We start from the raw sequence: 16,228 nt of genomic DNA on the forward strand, positions 1-16,228 counted from the left end.
AGCGGGCTTTTTGCTTTCTGAGGTCATTTCCGGCGCTGCCCAGCTCGCCCCGCTACAATGCCTGGCTGCAGTAAAACATTGTTATCGGAGGCAGGACGCGTGAAATTACTGGAAAAAGCCAGCGCAGCAGTAGGGAAGACATTTTCCTTGTGGGTCATCCTGATGGCCTGTTTCGGCTTTTTCGCGCCGCAGCTGTTCCTCGCTTATAAATCCTGGATTTCGCCGCTGCTCGGCGTCGTCATGTTCGGCATGGGGCTGACCCTGTCCACGGCGGACTTCAGGGAAGTCTTCCGGCAACCACGGGATGTGGCGATCGGTGTAGTAGGGCATTACCTCATCATGCCCGGGATCGCGTACGCGCTGGCGATCGGCCTCGATCTGCCGCCCGATATCGCCATCGGCGTGATCCTGGTCGGCTGCTGCCCCAGCGGAACCGCATCCAACGTCATGACATTCCTTGCCAAGGGCGATGTCGCGCTCGGCGTTTCGATCGCATCGGTGTCGACGCTGATTGCACCGCTGGCGACGCCGGCGCTCGTGTCTCTGCTGGCCGGAAAATGGATGAGCATACGCACCGAATCCCTGTTCATGGATATCGTGCAGGTGGTGATTCTTCCGATCGCCCTGGGGCTCCTTGCCAAGACCCTGTTCCGCAGGCAGGCCGCCGCCAGCGTCAAGGCCTTGCCGCTGGTGTCGACCGCCGTGATTGTCTTCATCATTGCGATCATCGTCGCGCTGAATCAGGCGAAACTGATGACGAATGGCTTGCTGATCCTGACCACCGTCGTGCTGCACAACCTGTTCGGATTCGCACTCGGCTACCTGTTCGCGCGCGCCTTCGGCATGAACCTTGCCAAGCGCAAGGCCGTGACACTGGAAACGGGCATGCAGAATTCCGGTCTCGGCGCCGCCCTGGCGGCCGCGCATTTCAGTCCGCTGGCAGCGGTGCCGAGCGCATTGTTCAGCGTCTGGCACAACCTGTCCGGTTCCGTGCTGGCGACCTGGTTTGCGCGCCGCACCGAAAGCGAATAAACCGGTCCGCCGCCAGCCTATGCTCCAGGCCTGAAACCACGGATAATGTGCGGCTACACCATCTTGAGCATCATTCTGGACATCCCCCATGGAAATCAAAGTCAACTTCCTCGACAAGCTGCGCCTCGAGGCGAAATTCGATGACTTCACCGTCATCGCCGACCAGCCGATCCGCTACAAGGGCGACGGCTCGGCGCCGGGTCCCTTCGACTACTTCCTGGCCTCGTCGGCCCTGTGCGCAGCCTATTTCGTGAAGTTGTACTGCAACACCCGCGACATCCCGACCGAGAACATCCGCCTTTCGCAAAACAATATCGTCGACCCGGAAAACCGCTACAAGCAGATCTTCAAGATCCAGGTCGAGCTGCCGGCCGACATTTCGGAAAAGGACCGCCAGGGCATCCTGCGTTCGATCGAGCGCTGCACCGTGAAAAAAGTCGTGCAGCAGGGTCCGGAATTCGTGATCGAAGAAGTCGAGAGCCTGGACGCCGATGCGCAGGCGCTGCTGACCCTGCAGCCGGACAGCGATGCCGCGACCTATATCCCCGGCAAGGACCTGCCGCTGGAGCAGACCATCGCCAACATGTCGGGCCTGCTGGCCGACCTGGGTATCAAGATCGAAATCGCTTCGTGGCGCAATATCGTCCCGAACGTGTGGTCGCTGCATATCCGCGACGCGCATTCGCCGATGTGCTTCACCAACGGCAAGGGCGCGACCAAGGAAAGCGCGCTGGCCTCCGCGCTGGGCGAGTACATCGAGCGCATCAGCAATAACCATTTCTATGCCGGCGCCTATTGGGGCGAGGAGTTCGCCAATGCGGACTTCGTGCACTACCCGGACGAACGCTGGTTCAAGCCCGGCCCCAACGATACGCTGCCCGCCGGGATTCTCGACGAGTACTGCCTGGGCATCTACGATCCGGACCTCGAATTGCGCGCCTCGCACCTGGTCGACACCAATTCCGGCAATGCGGCGCGCGGCATCGTGTCCCTGCCTTACGTGCGCCAGTCGGATGGCGCGACCGTGTATTTCCCGTCCAACCTGATCGAAAACCTCTACGCCAGCAATGGCATGAGCGCCGGTAACACGCTGGCCGAAGCGCAGGTGCAGTGCCTGTCCGAGATCTTCGAGCGCGCCGTCAAGCGCGAAATCCTGGAAGGCGAGATCGCCTTGCCCGACGTGCCGCAAGAAGTGCTGGCGAAATATCCAGGCATCGTGGCCGGCATCCAGGGCCTGGAAGAGCAGGGCTTCCCGGTGCTGGTGAAGGACGCCTCGCTGGGCGGCCAGTATCCGGTGATGTGCGTGACCCTGATGAACCCGCGCACCGGCGGCGTCTTCGCTTCCTTCGGCGCGCACCCGAGCTTCGAGGTCGCGCTGGAACGCAGCCTGACCGAACTGCTGCAGGGCCGCAGCTTCGAAGGCTTGAACGACTTGCCGCCGCCGACCTTCGCCAGCGAAGCGGTCACCGAACCCTATAACTTCGTCGAGCACTTCATCGATTCGAGCGGCGTGGTGTCGTGGCGCTTCTTCAGCGCCAAGGCGGACTACGATTTCGTCGAGTGGGATTTCACCGCCGAGGGCGAGAACGCCAACGCCAACGCCGACGAAGCGGCAAGCCTGCTCGGCATCCTCGAAGAGATGGGCAAGGAAGTCTATATCGCGGTGTACGACCAACTGGGCGCCACCGCCTGCCGCATCCTGGTGCCGGGCTACTCGGAAATCTACCCGGTCGAAGACCTGGTCTGGGACAACACGAATAAGTCGCTGCTGTTCCGCGAAGACATCCTGAACCTGCACCGCCTGGACGACGATGCGCTCGCTGCGCTGCTGGATCGCCTGGAAAACAACGAGCTGGACGAGTACTCGGACATCGCCACCCTGATCGGCATCGAGTTCGACGAGAACACCGACTGGGGCCAGCTGACCGTGCTGGAACTGCGCCTGCTCATCAACCTGGCGCTGCAGCGTTTCGAGGAAGCGCAGGAACTGGTTGGCGCCTTCCTGCAGTACAACGACAACACCGTCGAGCGCCGCCTGTTCTATCGTGCGCTGGAAGCGGTGCTGGAAGTCGTGCTCGACGACGAGATGGAACTGGACGATTACGTCGTCAATTTCCGCCGCATGTACGGCAACCCGCGCATGGATGCGGTGCTGGGTTCGGTCGACGGCAGCGTGCGCTTCCATGGCCTGACCCCGACCAGCATGCAGCTGGAAGGCCTGGACCGCCATCATCGCCTGATGGACAGCTACCGGAAGCTGCACAAGGCGCGCGCCAGCTTCGCTGCGAAAAAATAGGCGTCTTCGCGACGGCCATTTTCGGTATCGATCGTCGTGAAAAAGTGATTGGTTGAATTCGTCCCAGGTTCTTATCATGGGGGCTGGTTCAACCACGCTTGCACATCACGTGACGATCGCCCTCCGAGTGACGCTTTCCCTGCTGTCCGCCGTTTCCGTCGCCGCTGCCCATGCGGCGCCGGATCTCGTCAATCCCCTCGTCAGCCAGCGCGCCGATCCCCAGGTCACGCTGGCCGCGGACGGCTATTACTACTTCACGGCCACCGTGCCGGAATACGACCGCATCGAACTGCGGCGTGCGCGCACGCTCGGCGAGCTCGGCCAAGCCGAAGCCAAGGTGGTGTGGCGCCGGCATCAGGAAGGCCCGATGAGTGCGAATATCTGGGCGCCCGAGCTGCACCGTGTCGACGGCAAATGGTATCTGTACTTCACCGCGGGCCGCGCCGACGCGCCTTTCGATGTGCGGCTGTATGTGCTCGAGAACGCCGGCGCCAATCCGCTCGAAGGGGAATGGACCGAGCGCGGACAGCTCAAGACGGGCTGGGAATCCTTCGCGCTGGACGCGACCAGCTTCGAAGTGAAAGGACAGCGCTATCTGGCATGGGCGCAGCGTCCGCCAGCCGCGACCAGACACATGACGGCGGTCTACATCGCGAAGATGGACTCGCCGCTGTCGATCGCCGGTCCGGCCGTCCTCTTGACCACGCCGACATATGCGTGGGAGAAGGTCAAATTCGACGTCAACGAAGCGCCGGCCGTCATGGTCAAACACGGCCGCGTCTTCATGACCTATTCCGCCAGCGCCACCGATGCGAACTACGCGACGGGTATGCTGACGGCGAAGGAGGGCGCCAATCTGCTCGATGCGGCTGCATGGGCCAAATCGCCAACGCCCGTATTTGCGAGCAGTGCGGCAAACGGCCAGTACGGCCCGGGCCACAATGCGTTCACGACCACACCCGACGGCAAGACCGATATCCTGCTCTACCACGCACGCAACTACCGCGACATCGTGGGCGACCCGCTGCGCGACCCGAACCGCCACACGCGCGCGCAAGCGATCGCGTGGCGGTCGGACGGCACGCCCGACTTCGGCGTTCCCGTGGCCGACAAGCAGCCCTGATTCAGCGGAACGCGAATCCCTTCGCCGCCGCGCTTGCCAGGAGTTCGTACAAGGCCTGGGCTGGCGCCGACAGCACGGTCCCTTTACGCGCGATCAGGCCGAGGGTGCGCTTGACCTCGGGCTCGACCAGCGGCACCGTCACCAGCGAGGGATAACGCAGCGCCGAATACGCCAGCGCCGGTACCGCCGTCACGCCGACGCCGGCATCGGCCAGCGCCAGGGCCGCCGTCACATGGTTCACCTCGCAGAACACGACCGGACGCTCCTCCAGCCGGGCGAGGGCATTGTCGAGCAGGATGCGGTTGCTGCTGCGCGCCGAGACGGCGATCAAACGGCTGCCGCGCAACGCGCTCCAGCTGACGGTCCGCTGCCCCGCCAGCGGATGGCCGCGCTGTAGCGCAAGCACGTAAGGCTCGGTATAGATGGCCTTGAAATCGAGGTCGGCATCCTGCACGCCGATGAAGTTGACGCCGAAATCCGCCTCCGAACGCAGCACGGACTGCACGACCTGGGTCCCGCTCTCGTCCAGCACGCGCAGGCGCACGTCCGGGAACTGCGCGGAAAACACCTGCAGCGCGTCCGGCAGCACGTGGTTCGCCACCGAGGGCACGCAAGCCACCGTCACCACCGTACTGCGATGGGCTGCCGCGGCCGAGATCGTGCCGAGCGCCACCTGCATTTCGGCGATCGAGGCGCGGGCATGTTCCAGGAACTGCCGCCCGGCCTCGGTCACCGTCACGCGCCGGCTGTTGCGTTCCAGCAGACGCACCTTGAGCACGCCTTCGACCTTGTCGATACGGCGGCTGAGCGCGGGCTGGGAGATGAATAGTTGCGCCGCGGCGGCCCTGAAGCTGAGCCGTTCGGCAACGGCCGACAAAGGCTTGCAGATCGCTGAATTCCAGATCAATCCGGTTCATGCATCGATTAATCACAATTATGCAATTTACTTATTATCACACACCGAGGATCATGGCCCGATAAGACCAATGTCATTCGACCAATGCAGTAGAGGAGCACACCATGCATCAGGCCCGTCCGGTCCCTTCCCAATTCTCGACCGTGCTGCGCGTTATCAGCGGCAACTTCCTCGAGATGTTCGACTTTTTCCTGTACGGCTTCTACGCCACCTATATCGCAGCCACCTTCTTCCCGTCGGGTAACGAATACGCGTCCCTGATGATGACCTTCGTGACCTTCGGCGCCGGTTTCCTGATGCGGCCGCTGGGCGCGGTCATCCTCGGCAGTTATATCGACCGGATCGGCCGCCGCAAGGGCCTGATCCTGACGCTGGCGATCATGGCCTTCGGTACGGTCCTGATCGCCTTCGTGCCGGGCTACGCCAGCATCGGCATCTTCGCGCCGCTGCTGGTGCTGATCGGCCGCCTGCTGCAGGGCTTTTCGGCCGGCGTCGAACTCGGCGGCGTATCGGTCTACCTGGCCGAGATGGCAGCGCCGGGCCGCAAGGGCTTTTACGTGAGCTGGCAGTCGGCCAGCCAGCAGGCGGCGATCATGGTGGCGGCCCTGATCGGCTTCCTGCTGAACCAATGGCTGTCGCCGGCCGTCATCGGCGACTGGGGCTGGCGCATTCCCTTCTTCATCGGCTGCAGCATCATTCCGGTGGTGTTCGTCATCCGCAGCTCGCTGCAGGAAACCGAAGCGTTCAAGGCGCGCAAGCACCACCCATCCTTCGGCGAAGTGCTGCGCTCCATCGCCGACAACTGGCGCCTGGTCCTGCTGGGCATGATGCTGGTGGTGATGACCACCGTGTCCTTCTACCTGATCACCGTGTACGCCCCCACCTTCGGCAAGAGCGTGCTGCACCTGAACGCTGCCGAGAGCCTGCTGGTCACCTTCTGCATCGGCCTGTCGAACTTCATCTGGCTGCCCGTGATGGGCGCGCTGTCGGACCGCATCGGGCGCTGGCCGCTGCTGGTCGTGTTCACCGTGCTGCCGATCCTGACCGCCCATCCGGTGCTGTCCTGGCTGGTGCACCATGCCAGCTTCGCCAACATGCTGGTGGCCGAGTTGTGGCTGTCCTTTATCTATGCCAGCTACAACGGCGCCACCGTGGTCGCGCTGACCGAGATCATGCCGCCGGAAGTGCGTACCGTCGGCTTTTCGCTGGCCTACAGCCTGGCGACGGCGATCTTCGGCGGCTTCACGCCGGTGGTGTCCACCTGGCTGATACAGTTCACCGGCGACAAGGCGGCCCCCGGTTACTGGATGGCGGCAGCGGCGGCCTGCGGCCTGGTGGCGGCGCTCCTGCTCTATCGTCCCTGGAGCGCCGCGCCATGGCGCGGCCGGCCTTCGGTCAGCAGTTGAACAGGTGATTTTTGGTGAGCGAGTGCGTAGGGCAGGTGTGCTAAGGTCGGGCCGATATTGAACAAGGAGCCGCACCCGTGAAAGCCAAGCACCTGCAACACGCCACCGCCGTTCTCGCACCCAGCCTCGCCATCCTGCTCGCCGCCTGCGCCAACTCGGAGCCGCCGAGCGAGCCCACCAGCGCCCCGGTGATCGCGGCCACCGCCAACGGCGAAGTCGGCGCGGTCGACCGCCTCGGTATGCGCAGCTATTTTGCGATCCCCTTTGCCGCACCGCCGGTCGGCGACCTGCGCTGGGCGCCGCCGGCGCCGGCGCCGAAGTGGAACGGGCGGCTGCAAAAGACCGCCTCCGCCGCGCCCTGCCTGCAGACCAGCAACAGCCCGTTCCGCCTGCCCGGCGACAGCGAGGACTGCCTCTACCTCGACGTGCACGCACCGCTGGGCGAGGGCCCGTTCCCGGTCATGGTCAATTTCCACGGCGGGAATTTCGTCACCGGCGGCACCGTCCAGTACGCCGACCCGTCGCCGCTGGTCGGCAAGGGCGTGATCGTGGTGAACGTCGGCTACCGGCTCGGCGCGATGGGCTTCCTGGCCCATCCGGCGCTGAACCAGGACGGCGCCGCCGGCAACTACGGCATCATGGACCAGCAGGCGGCCCTGCGCTGGGTGCAGGAGAACATCGTCCACTTCGCCGGCGACAGGAACAACGTGACCATCTTCGGCGAATCCGCCGGCGGTTTCAGCGTCATGACCCATTTGGCGTCGCCGGGCTCGAAAGGCCTGTTCGCCAAGGCCATCGTCCAGAGCGGCAATTACGGCAACGACCGCCAGCTGTCGGCGGCGCAGATGGGCGCCGTCAGCACCAGCATCGTCGACAATGCGATCAAGGCGGCGAAAGCGGCCGGCGCGACCGGGATCGCCTGCGATGCCGCCAACGTGACGGCGGCCCGCCTGCGCAGCCTGCCGGACGCGGTGGTGCGCAACCAGCTCGCCGGTGCCCTGGCCGCGGCGCTGTCGAATCCGGTGCCCTCGGTGGACGGCAAGGTGCTGCCGAAATCCGTGAAGGCGAGCTTCGCCGCCGGCGAGAACACGAAGGTCCCCCTTATCGACGGCACCAACCAGGACGAATACGCGCTCTACGTCGCCATCGGCGAAGCAGGGCGCCGCGACGCGGCATCGCCGCCCAACCGCGACCCTGCCAATACCAGCTTTGCGCTGCCGGCAGCGGCCTATGCGCCGACCATCGCGTCCCTGATCGGCGGCGCCGCCAACGTCGACGCCCTGGTCGCGAATTTCTACCCCTTGTCGAACTACGGCGCCAATCCGGCGCTGCAGCCGAGCCTTGCCGTCTCGACGCTGGCGACCGACCTCGGCTTTTCCTGCCCGGCCCTGCGCACGGTGCAACGCGTGGCGGCGCAGGGCACGCCGGTCTGGATGTACGAGTTCCGCGACCAGACCGCCATCCCTTCGGTCGGCGTCGAGAACGGCAAGTATTACCTGAGCTTCCCGCAGGGCGCCGCCCACTCCTACGACCTGCAATACCTCTACAACCTGCACCCGCTCGCCAACGATGAGCAGCGCCAGCTGCAGGCGGCGATGTCGCGCTACTGGACCAACTTTGCCCGCACCGGCGATCCGAACAAGGGCAGTGGGGTAGCGACCACCTGGCCGGCCTTCACCGGTCCGGACAAGGTGCTCGGCCTGGACGTGGCCTCCGGCGGCGGCGTGCAGCCCTTCGCCAGCTTCGAAACCGAGCACAAGTGCGCAGCGCCCTGGAGCGTGGTGATATTCTGAGATTGCCGTATGGATATTTTTATGGCAATGTCATCGTTCTGATCAAAGACGGAGAATCTCCATGCAGGGAAAACATTTGATGGCCGGCCTGGTTGGCGCCACGCTCATCGCCGGCGTGACGTCGGCCGTTGCCGCACCCAATGCCGCGGCGACCCCGGCCAGCGGCACGGCCAGCCCCTACAACCAGCCGCCGAAGGAAATCCTCGACGTGATGCGCGCACCGTCGCCACCAATGCCTTCGCTGAGCCCGACCCGCGACCGCCTGATGCTGGTCACGATGGAGGAGTACCCGTCGATCGCCAAGGTCGCCACGCCTTTCCTGCGCCTGGCCGGCGTGCGCATCGAGCCGGGCAACCAGAGCCAGCACGATACGCCGGGCGGCTACGGCATCCCGCCCTGCGTCAGCGCGATCGACCTGGTGCAGGTCGCGGATGCGAAGCAGATCCACGTGAAGCTGCCGGCCAACGCCTGCCCGCGGCGCCCGGTCTGGAGCGCCGACGGCCAGCGCTTCGCCTTCGAGAACGTCACCAACGATGCGGTCGAACTGTGGGTCGGCGATGCGAAGACCGGTGCCGTGCGCCGCCTGCCGGGCGTGCGCCTGAACCAGATGTTCGGCGACCAGATGCAGTGGATGCCGGACCAGAAGACCCTGCTGGTCAAACTGACGACCGCGCGCAAGGCACCCCCGGCAGAGGCGCCGGGCTCGGAAGGCCCGGGCATCCAGGAATCGCTGGGCGCGACGGGCCAGAGCAGCACCTACGAAAACCGCGACACCCTGCGCAACCGCCACGACGAAGAACTGTTCAACTACTACGGCAGCTCGCAGCTGGCGCTGGTCGATGCCGCCAGCGGCAAGATCACGAACGTCGGCCGTCCCGGCATGTATGAAGAGATCGACGTCGCGCCGGACGGCCGTCACGCGGTCGTCACCGAGATCCGCACGCCGTACTCCTACGTCACCACCTTCGACCGCTTCCCCAAGCAGGTCGACATCTGGGACCTGACGAAACAGGCGGGCAAGGGCGCCAAGGACAGTAACCCCGTCGTGCGCGAGATCGCCGCGCTGCCGCTGGCCGACCGCGTGCCGAACCGCGGCGTGCCGACCGGTCCGCGCAGCTTCAGCTGGCGTCCGCTTGATGCGGCAACCCTGGTCTGGGCCGAAGCCCTCGATGGCGGCAACCCGAACGTGCAAGCCGCCGAGCGCGACAAGCTGATGATGCTGAAGGCCCCGTTCAATGCGGCGCCCGTCGAGATCGTCCGCACCCAGCAGCGCTATGCGGGCCTGAACTGGAGCGAAAAGGCGGACGTCGCCCTGCTGAGCGACTACGACGTCAACCGCAAGTGGGTGCGCACCTGGCAGATCAACGTCGACGATGCGCAAAACTCGCGCCGTCTGGTCTGGGACATGTCGAGCGACGAGAAGTATGCCGACCCCGGCCGTCCGGTGCGCCGCCAGCTGGCCAACGGCTTCCCGGTCATCAAGCTCGATGGCGAAACGATCTACCTGTCCGGCGCCGGTTCCTCGCCCGACGGCGACCGTCCGTTCCTGGATAGATTCGACCTGAAGACGCAGAAGGCCGAGCGCCTGTTCAGGAGCGACAAGGCCTCCTACGAGCAGTTCCTGGGCTTCGCCGGCAACGACACCAAGCGCCTGATGACCTGGTACCAGTCGGCCACCGAAACCCCGAACGCGATCGTGCGCACCCTCGGCGCTGCCGCCACCAGCGCCGCCGCCGGCGAGCCGCTGTACGCATCGACGAGCAGCGCGCTGACCCACCTGACGGACCCGACCCCGGAAGTCCGCCAGATCAAGAAGCGCCTGGTGAAGTACAAGCGCGCGGACGGCATCGAGCTCTCGTTCACGCTCTACACGCCGCCGGGCTACAAGGAAGGCACGCGCCTGCCGACCATCCTGAACGCCTATCCGCTCGATTACGCGGACGCCTCCAAGGCAGGGCAGACCACCGGTTCGCAGGCCACCTTCACGCGCCTGCGCCAGTACCGCCTGCTGCTGTTGTCGGGCTATGCCATCATCGACAGCGCCGCCTTCCCGATCGTCGGCGACCCGCGCAAGGCCTACGACACCTACACCGAGCAGCTGGTGGCGAACGCCAAGGCGGCCGTCGACGAAGCCGTGCGCCTGGGCGTGGCCGACCCCGACCGCATCGGCGTGACCGGGCATAGCCACGGCGCGCTGATGACGGCCAACCTGCTGGCCCACTCGAACCTGTTCCGCGCCGGCGCGGCCACCAGCGGCTCCTACAACAAGTCGCTGACCCCGTTCGGCTTCCAGAACGAGCGCCGCTCGGTATGGGAAGCGCCGGACGTCTACACCAAGGCCTCGACCTTCTTCTACGCCGACAAGCTGAAAACGCCGCTGCTGATCGTGCACGGCGGCGACGACGCCAACCCGGGCACCACGCCGCTGCAGTCGGTGAAGCTGTACGAAGCGATCCGCGGCAACGGCGGCACCACCCGCCTGGTGATGCTGCCGCACGAGCCGCACTGGTACGCGGCGCGCGAATCGAACGAGCAGCTGGTGTACGAGATGCTGCGCTGGTTCGACAAGTATGTGAAGAATGCGCCGCCGGTGGGGGTGCAGACGGCCGGTCGCTGAGCGGAACGGCGATGGATTGGCTTCGGCCCGTCCATCGCCGCGCTGCCACAGCCTGCCGTTAGCGGCAGGTGCGGCATTCCAGGAAGCAGCCTTTGCGTAGCCTTACTTGCAGTCGGGTTCCCCATCGTCGACGAGGGGTAGTTGCCCTGCAAGCCGCAGGCTGGCTTCGGACCCCGGGGTGCCTTCATCGATGTCGTAGCGCTGTGCGAAGAGGCGCCACAGTGTTCCACCACCCTGAGGGCCGACGCTGCGATTCCACATGCGACCGACCCCTTGGTCATCCGCGGTATCTTCCAGGCGTTTATACAAAAGATCGGGTATATGCGCGGCTCGAAGACGCAGGCCGCTTTCTGGCGACATGTCTTTCAAAACGCAGTAAGTAATAAACCAGACATGTTTGACGCTAAGACGTTGAAGCCAGTTCGATAGAATGCGGCGCACTTCGAATTCCGTGGTTTCAGCCAGCGTGAACTTGTGCACGCGGCAGCGGTGTCAGAAATACGCCATGCAGTCGACCGTCGCAAGGTCGAGCCAAAGCCGGTACAGCGCGCGGCTATCGTTCAGCTCACGGCCTCGCAAATGGTTCACGGCATTGGTGCCAGCGCCGAGGTGGATATCCGGCGCAAGCAGGAAAGCGCCCTTCGTTTGCGATGACTCGACGATCGCATTGGCCTGACGCAATTTGTTGAAGAAGTAGCTCGCTGGACCCGGCGCCAGTTTGCGGTAGTCGTCTACAGCACATGGTATCTGAAGGCCGGGCGAACCTGACGAGGCTTCCAGTGCCAGTAGGAGCATTACCGTGTCGTCACCGAGGTCGTCATAGCGGATGGAGACCGGCCGCTGCTCAAGCATCCCTTTCGATGCTGTTTTTGACCGCTTTACTTTCATCCGATTCATGCATGCCAGACAGGGCCGGTGCATTGGGGCCGCAGCACGCTGTGCGTCCGACCGGCGCCTGATCTTTTCATACCCACCGCACTGAAGGCATACCTGGTTCGTATCGTAGGCATCGGCCAGTGACCGGACCCGTTTTTCGAGAAGTGCCTTGCTCGCAATGTGGTTACGAGTCAGCAGATCGGCAATCTCGTTCTCGAACTTCCCGGCGGCGTTCATCGCCCAATACCGGGAAGCGAGCTCAACATCTTCCTGAGCCGCAGAGTGGAAGGTCAACTGAATCATTGGATGCCATGTTGCTGAACGTAATTTTGGAGTGTAGCAGAGACCATGGTAGATGCATGAGAATTGGCATCATCTGGCGGCTTGCTAAACAAAACGTCTTCTTTTTGTTCTCTACTGCACTGTTCTCGAGAACGTTTTTTGGCACGCTCGGCTTTGCGAGCCCCTGACAAACAGCAGCGTGAAGGAAAGCAGATGGACACCATACCGGCAACAGTGGAGCAGGGCATCCAAACCGCAGGCGTCGGCAAATTCCAGTACCGCCTGTTCGTCATCTTCGGCCTGGTCTGGATGGCCGACGCCATGCAGGTCCTGGCGATCGGCTTCACCGCCCCGAGCATCGCGAAAACCTTCGACGTCGCCATGCCGCGCGCGCTGGAGACCGGCACCTTCTTCTTCATCGGCATGCTGATCGGCGCCTTCGTGTTCGGCCGCCTGGCGGACCGCATCGGGCGCCGCCCGGTGCTGATGGCCGCGGTGCTGGTCGACGCCTGCTTCGGCGTCGCCTCCAGCTTCGCGCCCGACTTCGGCTGGCTGCTGGCCTTGCGCTTTTTGACCGGCATCGGCGTCGGCGGCACGCTGCCGGTCGATTACACGATGATGGCCGAATTCCTGCCCAGCGACCGGCGCGGACGCTGGCTGGTGCTGCTCGAATCCTTCTGGGCGGTCGGCACCATCCTGCTGGCGGTGCTGGCGCTGGCGGCGCTGCGCTGGGAGAACGATGCCTGGCGCATGATCTTTTTCGTGACCGGCATTCCGGCCCTGGTCGGCGTGGTGCTGCGCCTGTCGATCCCGGAGTCGCCGATGTACCTGAACCGCAGCGGCATGCCGGAACAGGCGCGCGCGGTGCTGGAGCGGATTGCCAGGGTCAACGGCCGCAGCGTGACGATCCCGGCGCTGCAGCCCGAGCATGCGCCGAAAGCGTCGCTGGCGGCGCTGTTCGCGCAAGCGCTGCGGCGCCGCAGCCTGGCGCTGTTCCTGGCCTGGGCGCTGATCTCGATGGCCTACTACGGCGTGTTCGTCTACCTGCCGGTCAAGCTGAGCGCGGAGGGTTTCGGCTTCATGCGCGGCCAGGAATTCCTGATCGTGCTGGCGCTGGTGCAGCTGCCGGGTTTTGCGCTGTCGGCCTACGGCGTCGAGCGCTGGGGGCGCAAACCGACGCTGGTCGGCTTCCTGCTGCTGAGCGCCGCCGGCTGCCTGTGCTACAGCTTCGGCAATGCCACCGCGCTGGTGGTCGGCTCGACCCTGCTGATGAGTTTTGCGCTGCTGGGCACCTGGGGCGCGCTGTATGCCTTCACGCCCGAGGTCTACCCGACCGGGCTGCGCGCCAGCGGCATGGGCATGGCGGGGGCGGTGGCGCGCTTCGGCGGCCTGCTGGCGCCGGCCGTCATCGCGCCGGTGATGGCGGCGCACTTCACGCTGGCGCTGGGGATGCTGGCGGCTTTCCTGGCGCTCGGCGCGGTGGCGATCCTGTGTGTGGACGTGGAGTCGCGTAACCGCGTGCTCGACTGAACCGTCTCGGCTTTATGCGCCCGCTTCGCGCACGGCCTGCACCACACTGTCCAGCCGCGCGCCCTCGCAGCTGAGCGCCACCCCATCCGGGAATTCGGGCGCGGTCAGCTTGGTCAGCACCGAGCCGCTCGGCATCTCGATTGCCAGCCGCGCGCCGCGTTCCCAGGCATGCCGCACGGTGTCGGCCCAGAGCACCGGCCGCGCCATGTTCGCCGCCAGATCGGCGCCGATGCGCCGGCCGTCGAACAGCGCGCGCGCCAGGCTGCTGCTGATGAAAGCGATGCGCGGCCGCGCCAGCGCCACCTGGTCCATCGCGCAGGCGAGTGTCCGCGCCTGCGTCTCCAGCAGTTCGCAATGCGAAGGCACCGGCACCGCCAGGCGCTCGGCACGCTGGGCGCCGTGGTCCAGCGCCAGCGCGGCCACCGCCGCCATTGCCGCTTCGGCGCCGGCGATCACGATCTGGCGCGGCGCGTTCAGGTTGGCCAGGTAGACTTCGTGGCCGGGGCCATGCACCTGCGCCACCAGCGCTGCGAGCTGCTGGCGGGTCAGGCCGCCGATCGCCGTCATGCCGTAGCCGGACGGGTAGGCGTCTTCCATCAGGCGCCCGCGCAGTTCGACCAGGCGGAGCGCGTCGTCGAAGGCCAGCACGCCGGCCGTCACCGCCGCCGGCCAGGCGCCGATCGACAGCCCGGCCACCATCTGCGCTTGCGCTCCGTGCGCCGCCAGCACGCGCGCCATCGCCACGCCGGCGACCAGCAGGCAGAGCTGCACCGCCACCGTGGAGCGCAGCGCGGTTTCCGTGTCCAGTGTGAGCACATCGCGGCCGAGCGCGGCGGATGCCTCTGCCAGCGTGCGCGCGGTTTCCGGATGGTCGGCCAGCGCGTGCAGCATCCCAGGCTTCTGCGCGCCCTGGCCGGGAAAGGTGAACAGGACGCTCATGCCGCTTCCCGGCGCTGCCACGGATCGTTCACCAGCACCGGGCCGGCGTCGGTCTTGAGCATCACCTTGCCGCCGCGCGCAAATTCCATCAGCGCGAAACCGCCGGCGCCGGTATCGATCTGGATGTCGACGCAGCAGCCCGCGTATGCCTGCAGCGCGCACAGCGCCGCCAGCTGGGCCGGCGCAAGCGGCTGCGGCGCGCGCACCAGCAGGTCCAGGTCGCTGGTCGGACGCAGCACCGGTAGCCTGCTGGCCAGCCAGAAGCCGACGCCGCCGGCCGGGCCCCAGGCCAAGCCCAGATCCTGCAGGCGCGGCGCCAGCGCCAGCAGGGCGGCGATGCAGGGCAGGGCCGCCGCATCGGCTTCGAGGCGCTCCGGGGCCTGCCGCACCGCGCGCGCCAGGTCTTGCGGCGTGATGCGCCGTGCGACCTCGCCCACGGGGATACTGCCGGCACAGCGCTGGTTCCGTTCCAGCCCGCGTACACCGATCGGCACGCGGCCGTCGCCGGCCAGCGCGCGCCGTACGACCACCGGCGCCTGAGCCAGCCAGGCCGTCTCCAGCCAGCCCGGCCGCGCATTGCAGGCGCAGGCCTCGAAAGCCTCGGCGCGGCGCAGGAACAGCAGGTCATGCGGATGCGGGCTTGCCATCTCAGGCCACCAGCGCGCGCGTGGCGAAGAACAGCAGCGAGGGCCCGAGCAGGCAACCGAGGCCGGTGTGGAAGGTCGCGACCAGGGCGCCGTAGGGCACCAGGCGGCGGTCGGTCGCGGCCAGGCCGGCCGAGACCCCGCTGACGGTGCCGGCCAGGCCGCCGAACACCATCGCCGAGCGCGGCGTGTGCAGGTGCAGGAAGCGCGCCGCCATCGGGGTGCCGACCATCACCATGATCGCCTTCACCAGGCCGGTGGCGATCGAGAGTGCCATGACATCCGAGCTGGCGCCGATCGCCGCGCCGGTGACCGGGCCGACGATATAGGTCACGGCGCCGGCGCCGATGGTGGTGATGCTGACGGCATCGCGGTAGCCGAAGCTCCAGGCCACGCAGGCGCCGACGATGAAGGGCAGCAGGGTCCCGAGCAGCAGCGCGACCACGCCGACCATCCCGGCCTTGCGCGCTTCGGTCACCTTCACTTCGAAGGCGGTGGCGACGATGGCGAAGTCGCGCAGCATGGCGCCTCCCATCAGGCCGACGCCGGCGAACAGCGAGACGTCCGCCACGCCCTTGGTGCCGTGGGTCTGGATCCCGCCCCAGTAGGCCAGGCCGAGGCCGATCAGGATGGCGATGGCCGAGCCGTGCACGCGGCCGAAGGTCAGGCGCTTGGACAGCCACATCGACACCAGCATCACCAGGCCGACCAGGGCGAAGGCCGTCACCAGGCCGTTATGTTTCGCGGTTTTTTCCAACAGTTCCAACATGATCG

13 protein-coding genes are annotated in these 16,228 nt (G+C 65.8%); 7 read left to right on the forward strand and 6 right to left on the reverse strand.

Annotated features, from left to right (window positions below; genetic code table 11):
• Positions 1-99: 99 nt before the first annotated feature.
• From NX782_RS16880 to NX782_RS16890, 3 genes are all read left to right on the forward strand, one after another.
• Positions 100-1,032, forward strand: a complete 933-nt coding sequence (locus NX782_RS16880) for a bile acid:sodium symporter family protein (protein WP_258846639.1) — start codon at positions 100-102, stop codon at positions 1,030-1,032.
• Between the two features lie 88 nt (positions 1,033-1,120).
• The gene (locus NX782_RS16885; RefSeq protein WP_258846640.1) at positions 1,121-3,328 is read left to right on the forward strand and encodes an OsmC domain/YcaO domain-containing protein; all 2,208 of its coding nucleotides are present in this window, start codon (positions 1,121-1,123) and stop codon (positions 3,326-3,328) included.
• Between the two features lie 127 nt (positions 3,329-3,455).
• Complete coding sequence (locus tag NX782_RS16890; RefSeq protein WP_258846641.1) at positions 3,456-4,451, forward strand: glycoside hydrolase family 43 protein; 996 nt, start codon at positions 3,456-3,458, stop codon at positions 4,449-4,451.
• 1 nt (position 4,452) lies between these two features.
• On the opposite strand, the gene NX782_RS16895 is transcribed toward NX782_RS16890, so the two are convergent.
• A complete protein-coding gene (locus tag NX782_RS16895; RefSeq protein WP_258846642.1) occupies positions 4,453-5,358 on the reverse strand; it encodes a LysR family transcriptional regulator in 906 nt (301 codons plus the stop codon).
• A gap of 113 nt (positions 5,359-5,471) precedes the next feature.
• Between NX782_RS16895 and NX782_RS16900 the strand changes: the two genes are divergently transcribed.
• The 3 genes from NX782_RS16900 (at position 5,472) to NX782_RS16910 (ending at position 11,183) form a co-directional block, all read left to right on the forward strand.
• Positions 5,472-6,773, forward strand: a complete 1,302-nt coding sequence (locus NX782_RS16900) for an MFS transporter (RefSeq protein WP_258846643.1) — start codon at positions 5,472-5,474, stop codon at positions 6,771-6,773.
• A 77-nt stretch (positions 6,774-6,850) separates the two neighbouring features.
• On the forward strand, positions 6,851-8,566 hold the full coding sequence (locus NX782_RS16905; protein WP_258846644.1) for a carboxylesterase/lipase family protein: 1,716 nt from the start codon (positions 6,851-6,853) through the stop codon (positions 8,564-8,566).
• 61 nt (positions 8,567-8,627) lie between these two features.
• Positions 8,628-11,183 carry a S9 family peptidase gene (locus NX782_RS16910; RefSeq protein WP_258846645.1) on the forward strand — a complete coding sequence of 852 codons (2,556 nt, stop codon included), beginning with the start codon at positions 8,628-8,630 and terminating at the stop codon, positions 11,181-11,183.
• Between the two features lie 102 nt (positions 11,184-11,285).
• On the opposite strand, the gene NX782_RS16915 is transcribed toward NX782_RS16910, so the two are convergent.
• Positions 11,286-11,663 (reverse strand): hypothetical protein, encoded by a 378-nt coding sequence (locus NX782_RS16915; RefSeq protein WP_258846646.1) that lies wholly within the window; start codon positions 11,661-11,663, stop codon positions 11,286-11,288.
• A 12-nt stretch (positions 11,664-11,675) separates the two neighbouring features.
• Positions 11,676-12,362, reverse strand: coding sequence for a hypothetical protein (locus NX782_RS16920; RefSeq protein WP_258846647.1), 687 nt, complete (start codon positions 12,360-12,362; stop codon positions 11,676-11,678).
• Between the two features lie 192 nt (positions 12,363-12,554).
• On the opposite strand from NX782_RS16920, the gene NX782_RS16925 reads away from it, so the two are divergent.
• A complete protein-coding gene (locus tag NX782_RS16925; RefSeq protein ID WP_258846648.1) occupies positions 12,555-13,871 on the forward strand; it encodes an MFS transporter in 1,317 nt (438 codons plus the stop codon).
• 12 nt (positions 13,872-13,883) lie between these two features.
• Here the strand turns inward: NX782_RS16925 and mdcH are convergent, their stop codons facing one another.
• From mdcH to madM, 3 genes are read right to left on the reverse strand one after another with little or no spacing between them, the layout of a single operon-like run.
• Positions 13,884-14,810: a malonate decarboxylase subunit epsilon gene (gene mdcH, locus NX782_RS16930; protein WP_258846649.1), complete on the reverse strand. Its 927-nt coding sequence runs from the start codon at positions 14,808-14,810 to the stop codon at positions 13,884-13,886.
• The gene (locus tag NX782_RS16935; protein WP_258846650.1) at positions 14,807-15,457 is read right to left on the reverse strand and encodes a malonate decarboxylase holo-ACP synthase; all 651 of its coding nucleotides are present in this window, start codon (positions 15,455-15,457) and stop codon (positions 14,807-14,809) included. The genes mdcH and NX782_RS16935 overlap by 4 nt, the downstream gene beginning before the upstream one ends.
• Before the next feature lies 1 nt (position 15,458).
• Positions 15,459-16,223: a malonate transporter subunit MadM gene (madM, locus tag NX782_RS16940; RefSeq protein ID WP_258846651.1), complete on the reverse strand. Its 765-nt coding sequence runs from the start codon at positions 16,221-16,223 to the stop codon at positions 15,459-15,461.
• Positions 16,224-16,228: the final 5 nt, after the last annotated feature.

The sequence above is a fragment of the Massilia norwichensis genome, assembly GCF_024753245.1.
GTDB lineage: Bacteria > Pseudomonadota > Gammaproteobacteria > Burkholderiales > Burkholderiaceae_D > Telluria > Telluria norwichensis.

Coding starts and splice junctions, on each gene's coding strand:
- NX782_RS16925 (WP_258846648.1), top strand. CDS start 12,555: ATGGACACCATACCGGCAACAGTGGAGCAGGGCATCCAAACCGCAGGC.
- NX782_RS16920 (WP_258846647.1), bottom strand. CDS start 12,362: ATGATTCAGTTGACCTTCCACTCTGCGGCTCAGGAAGATGTTGAGCTC.
- NX782_RS16910 (WP_258846645.1), top strand. CDS start 8,628: ATGCAGGGAAAACATTTGATGGCCGGCCTGGTTGGCGCCACGCTCATC.
- madM (WP_258846651.1), bottom strand. CDS start 16,223: ATGTTGGAACTGTTGGAAAAAACCGCGAAACATAACGGCCTGGTGACG.
- mdcH (WP_258846649.1), bottom strand. CDS start 14,810: ATGAGCGTCCTGTTCACCTTTCCCGGCCAGGGCGCGCAGAAGCCTGGG.
- NX782_RS16900 (WP_258846643.1), top strand. CDS start 5,472: ATGCATCAGGCCCGTCCGGTCCCTTCCCAATTCTCGACCGTGCTGCGC.
- NX782_RS16935 (WP_258846650.1), bottom strand. CDS start 15,457: ATGGCAAGCCCGCATCCGCATGACCTGCTGTTCCTGCGCCGCGCCGAG.
- NX782_RS16885 (WP_258846640.1), top strand. CDS start 1,121: ATGGAAATCAAAGTCAACTTCCTCGACAAGCTGCGCCTCGAGGCGAAA.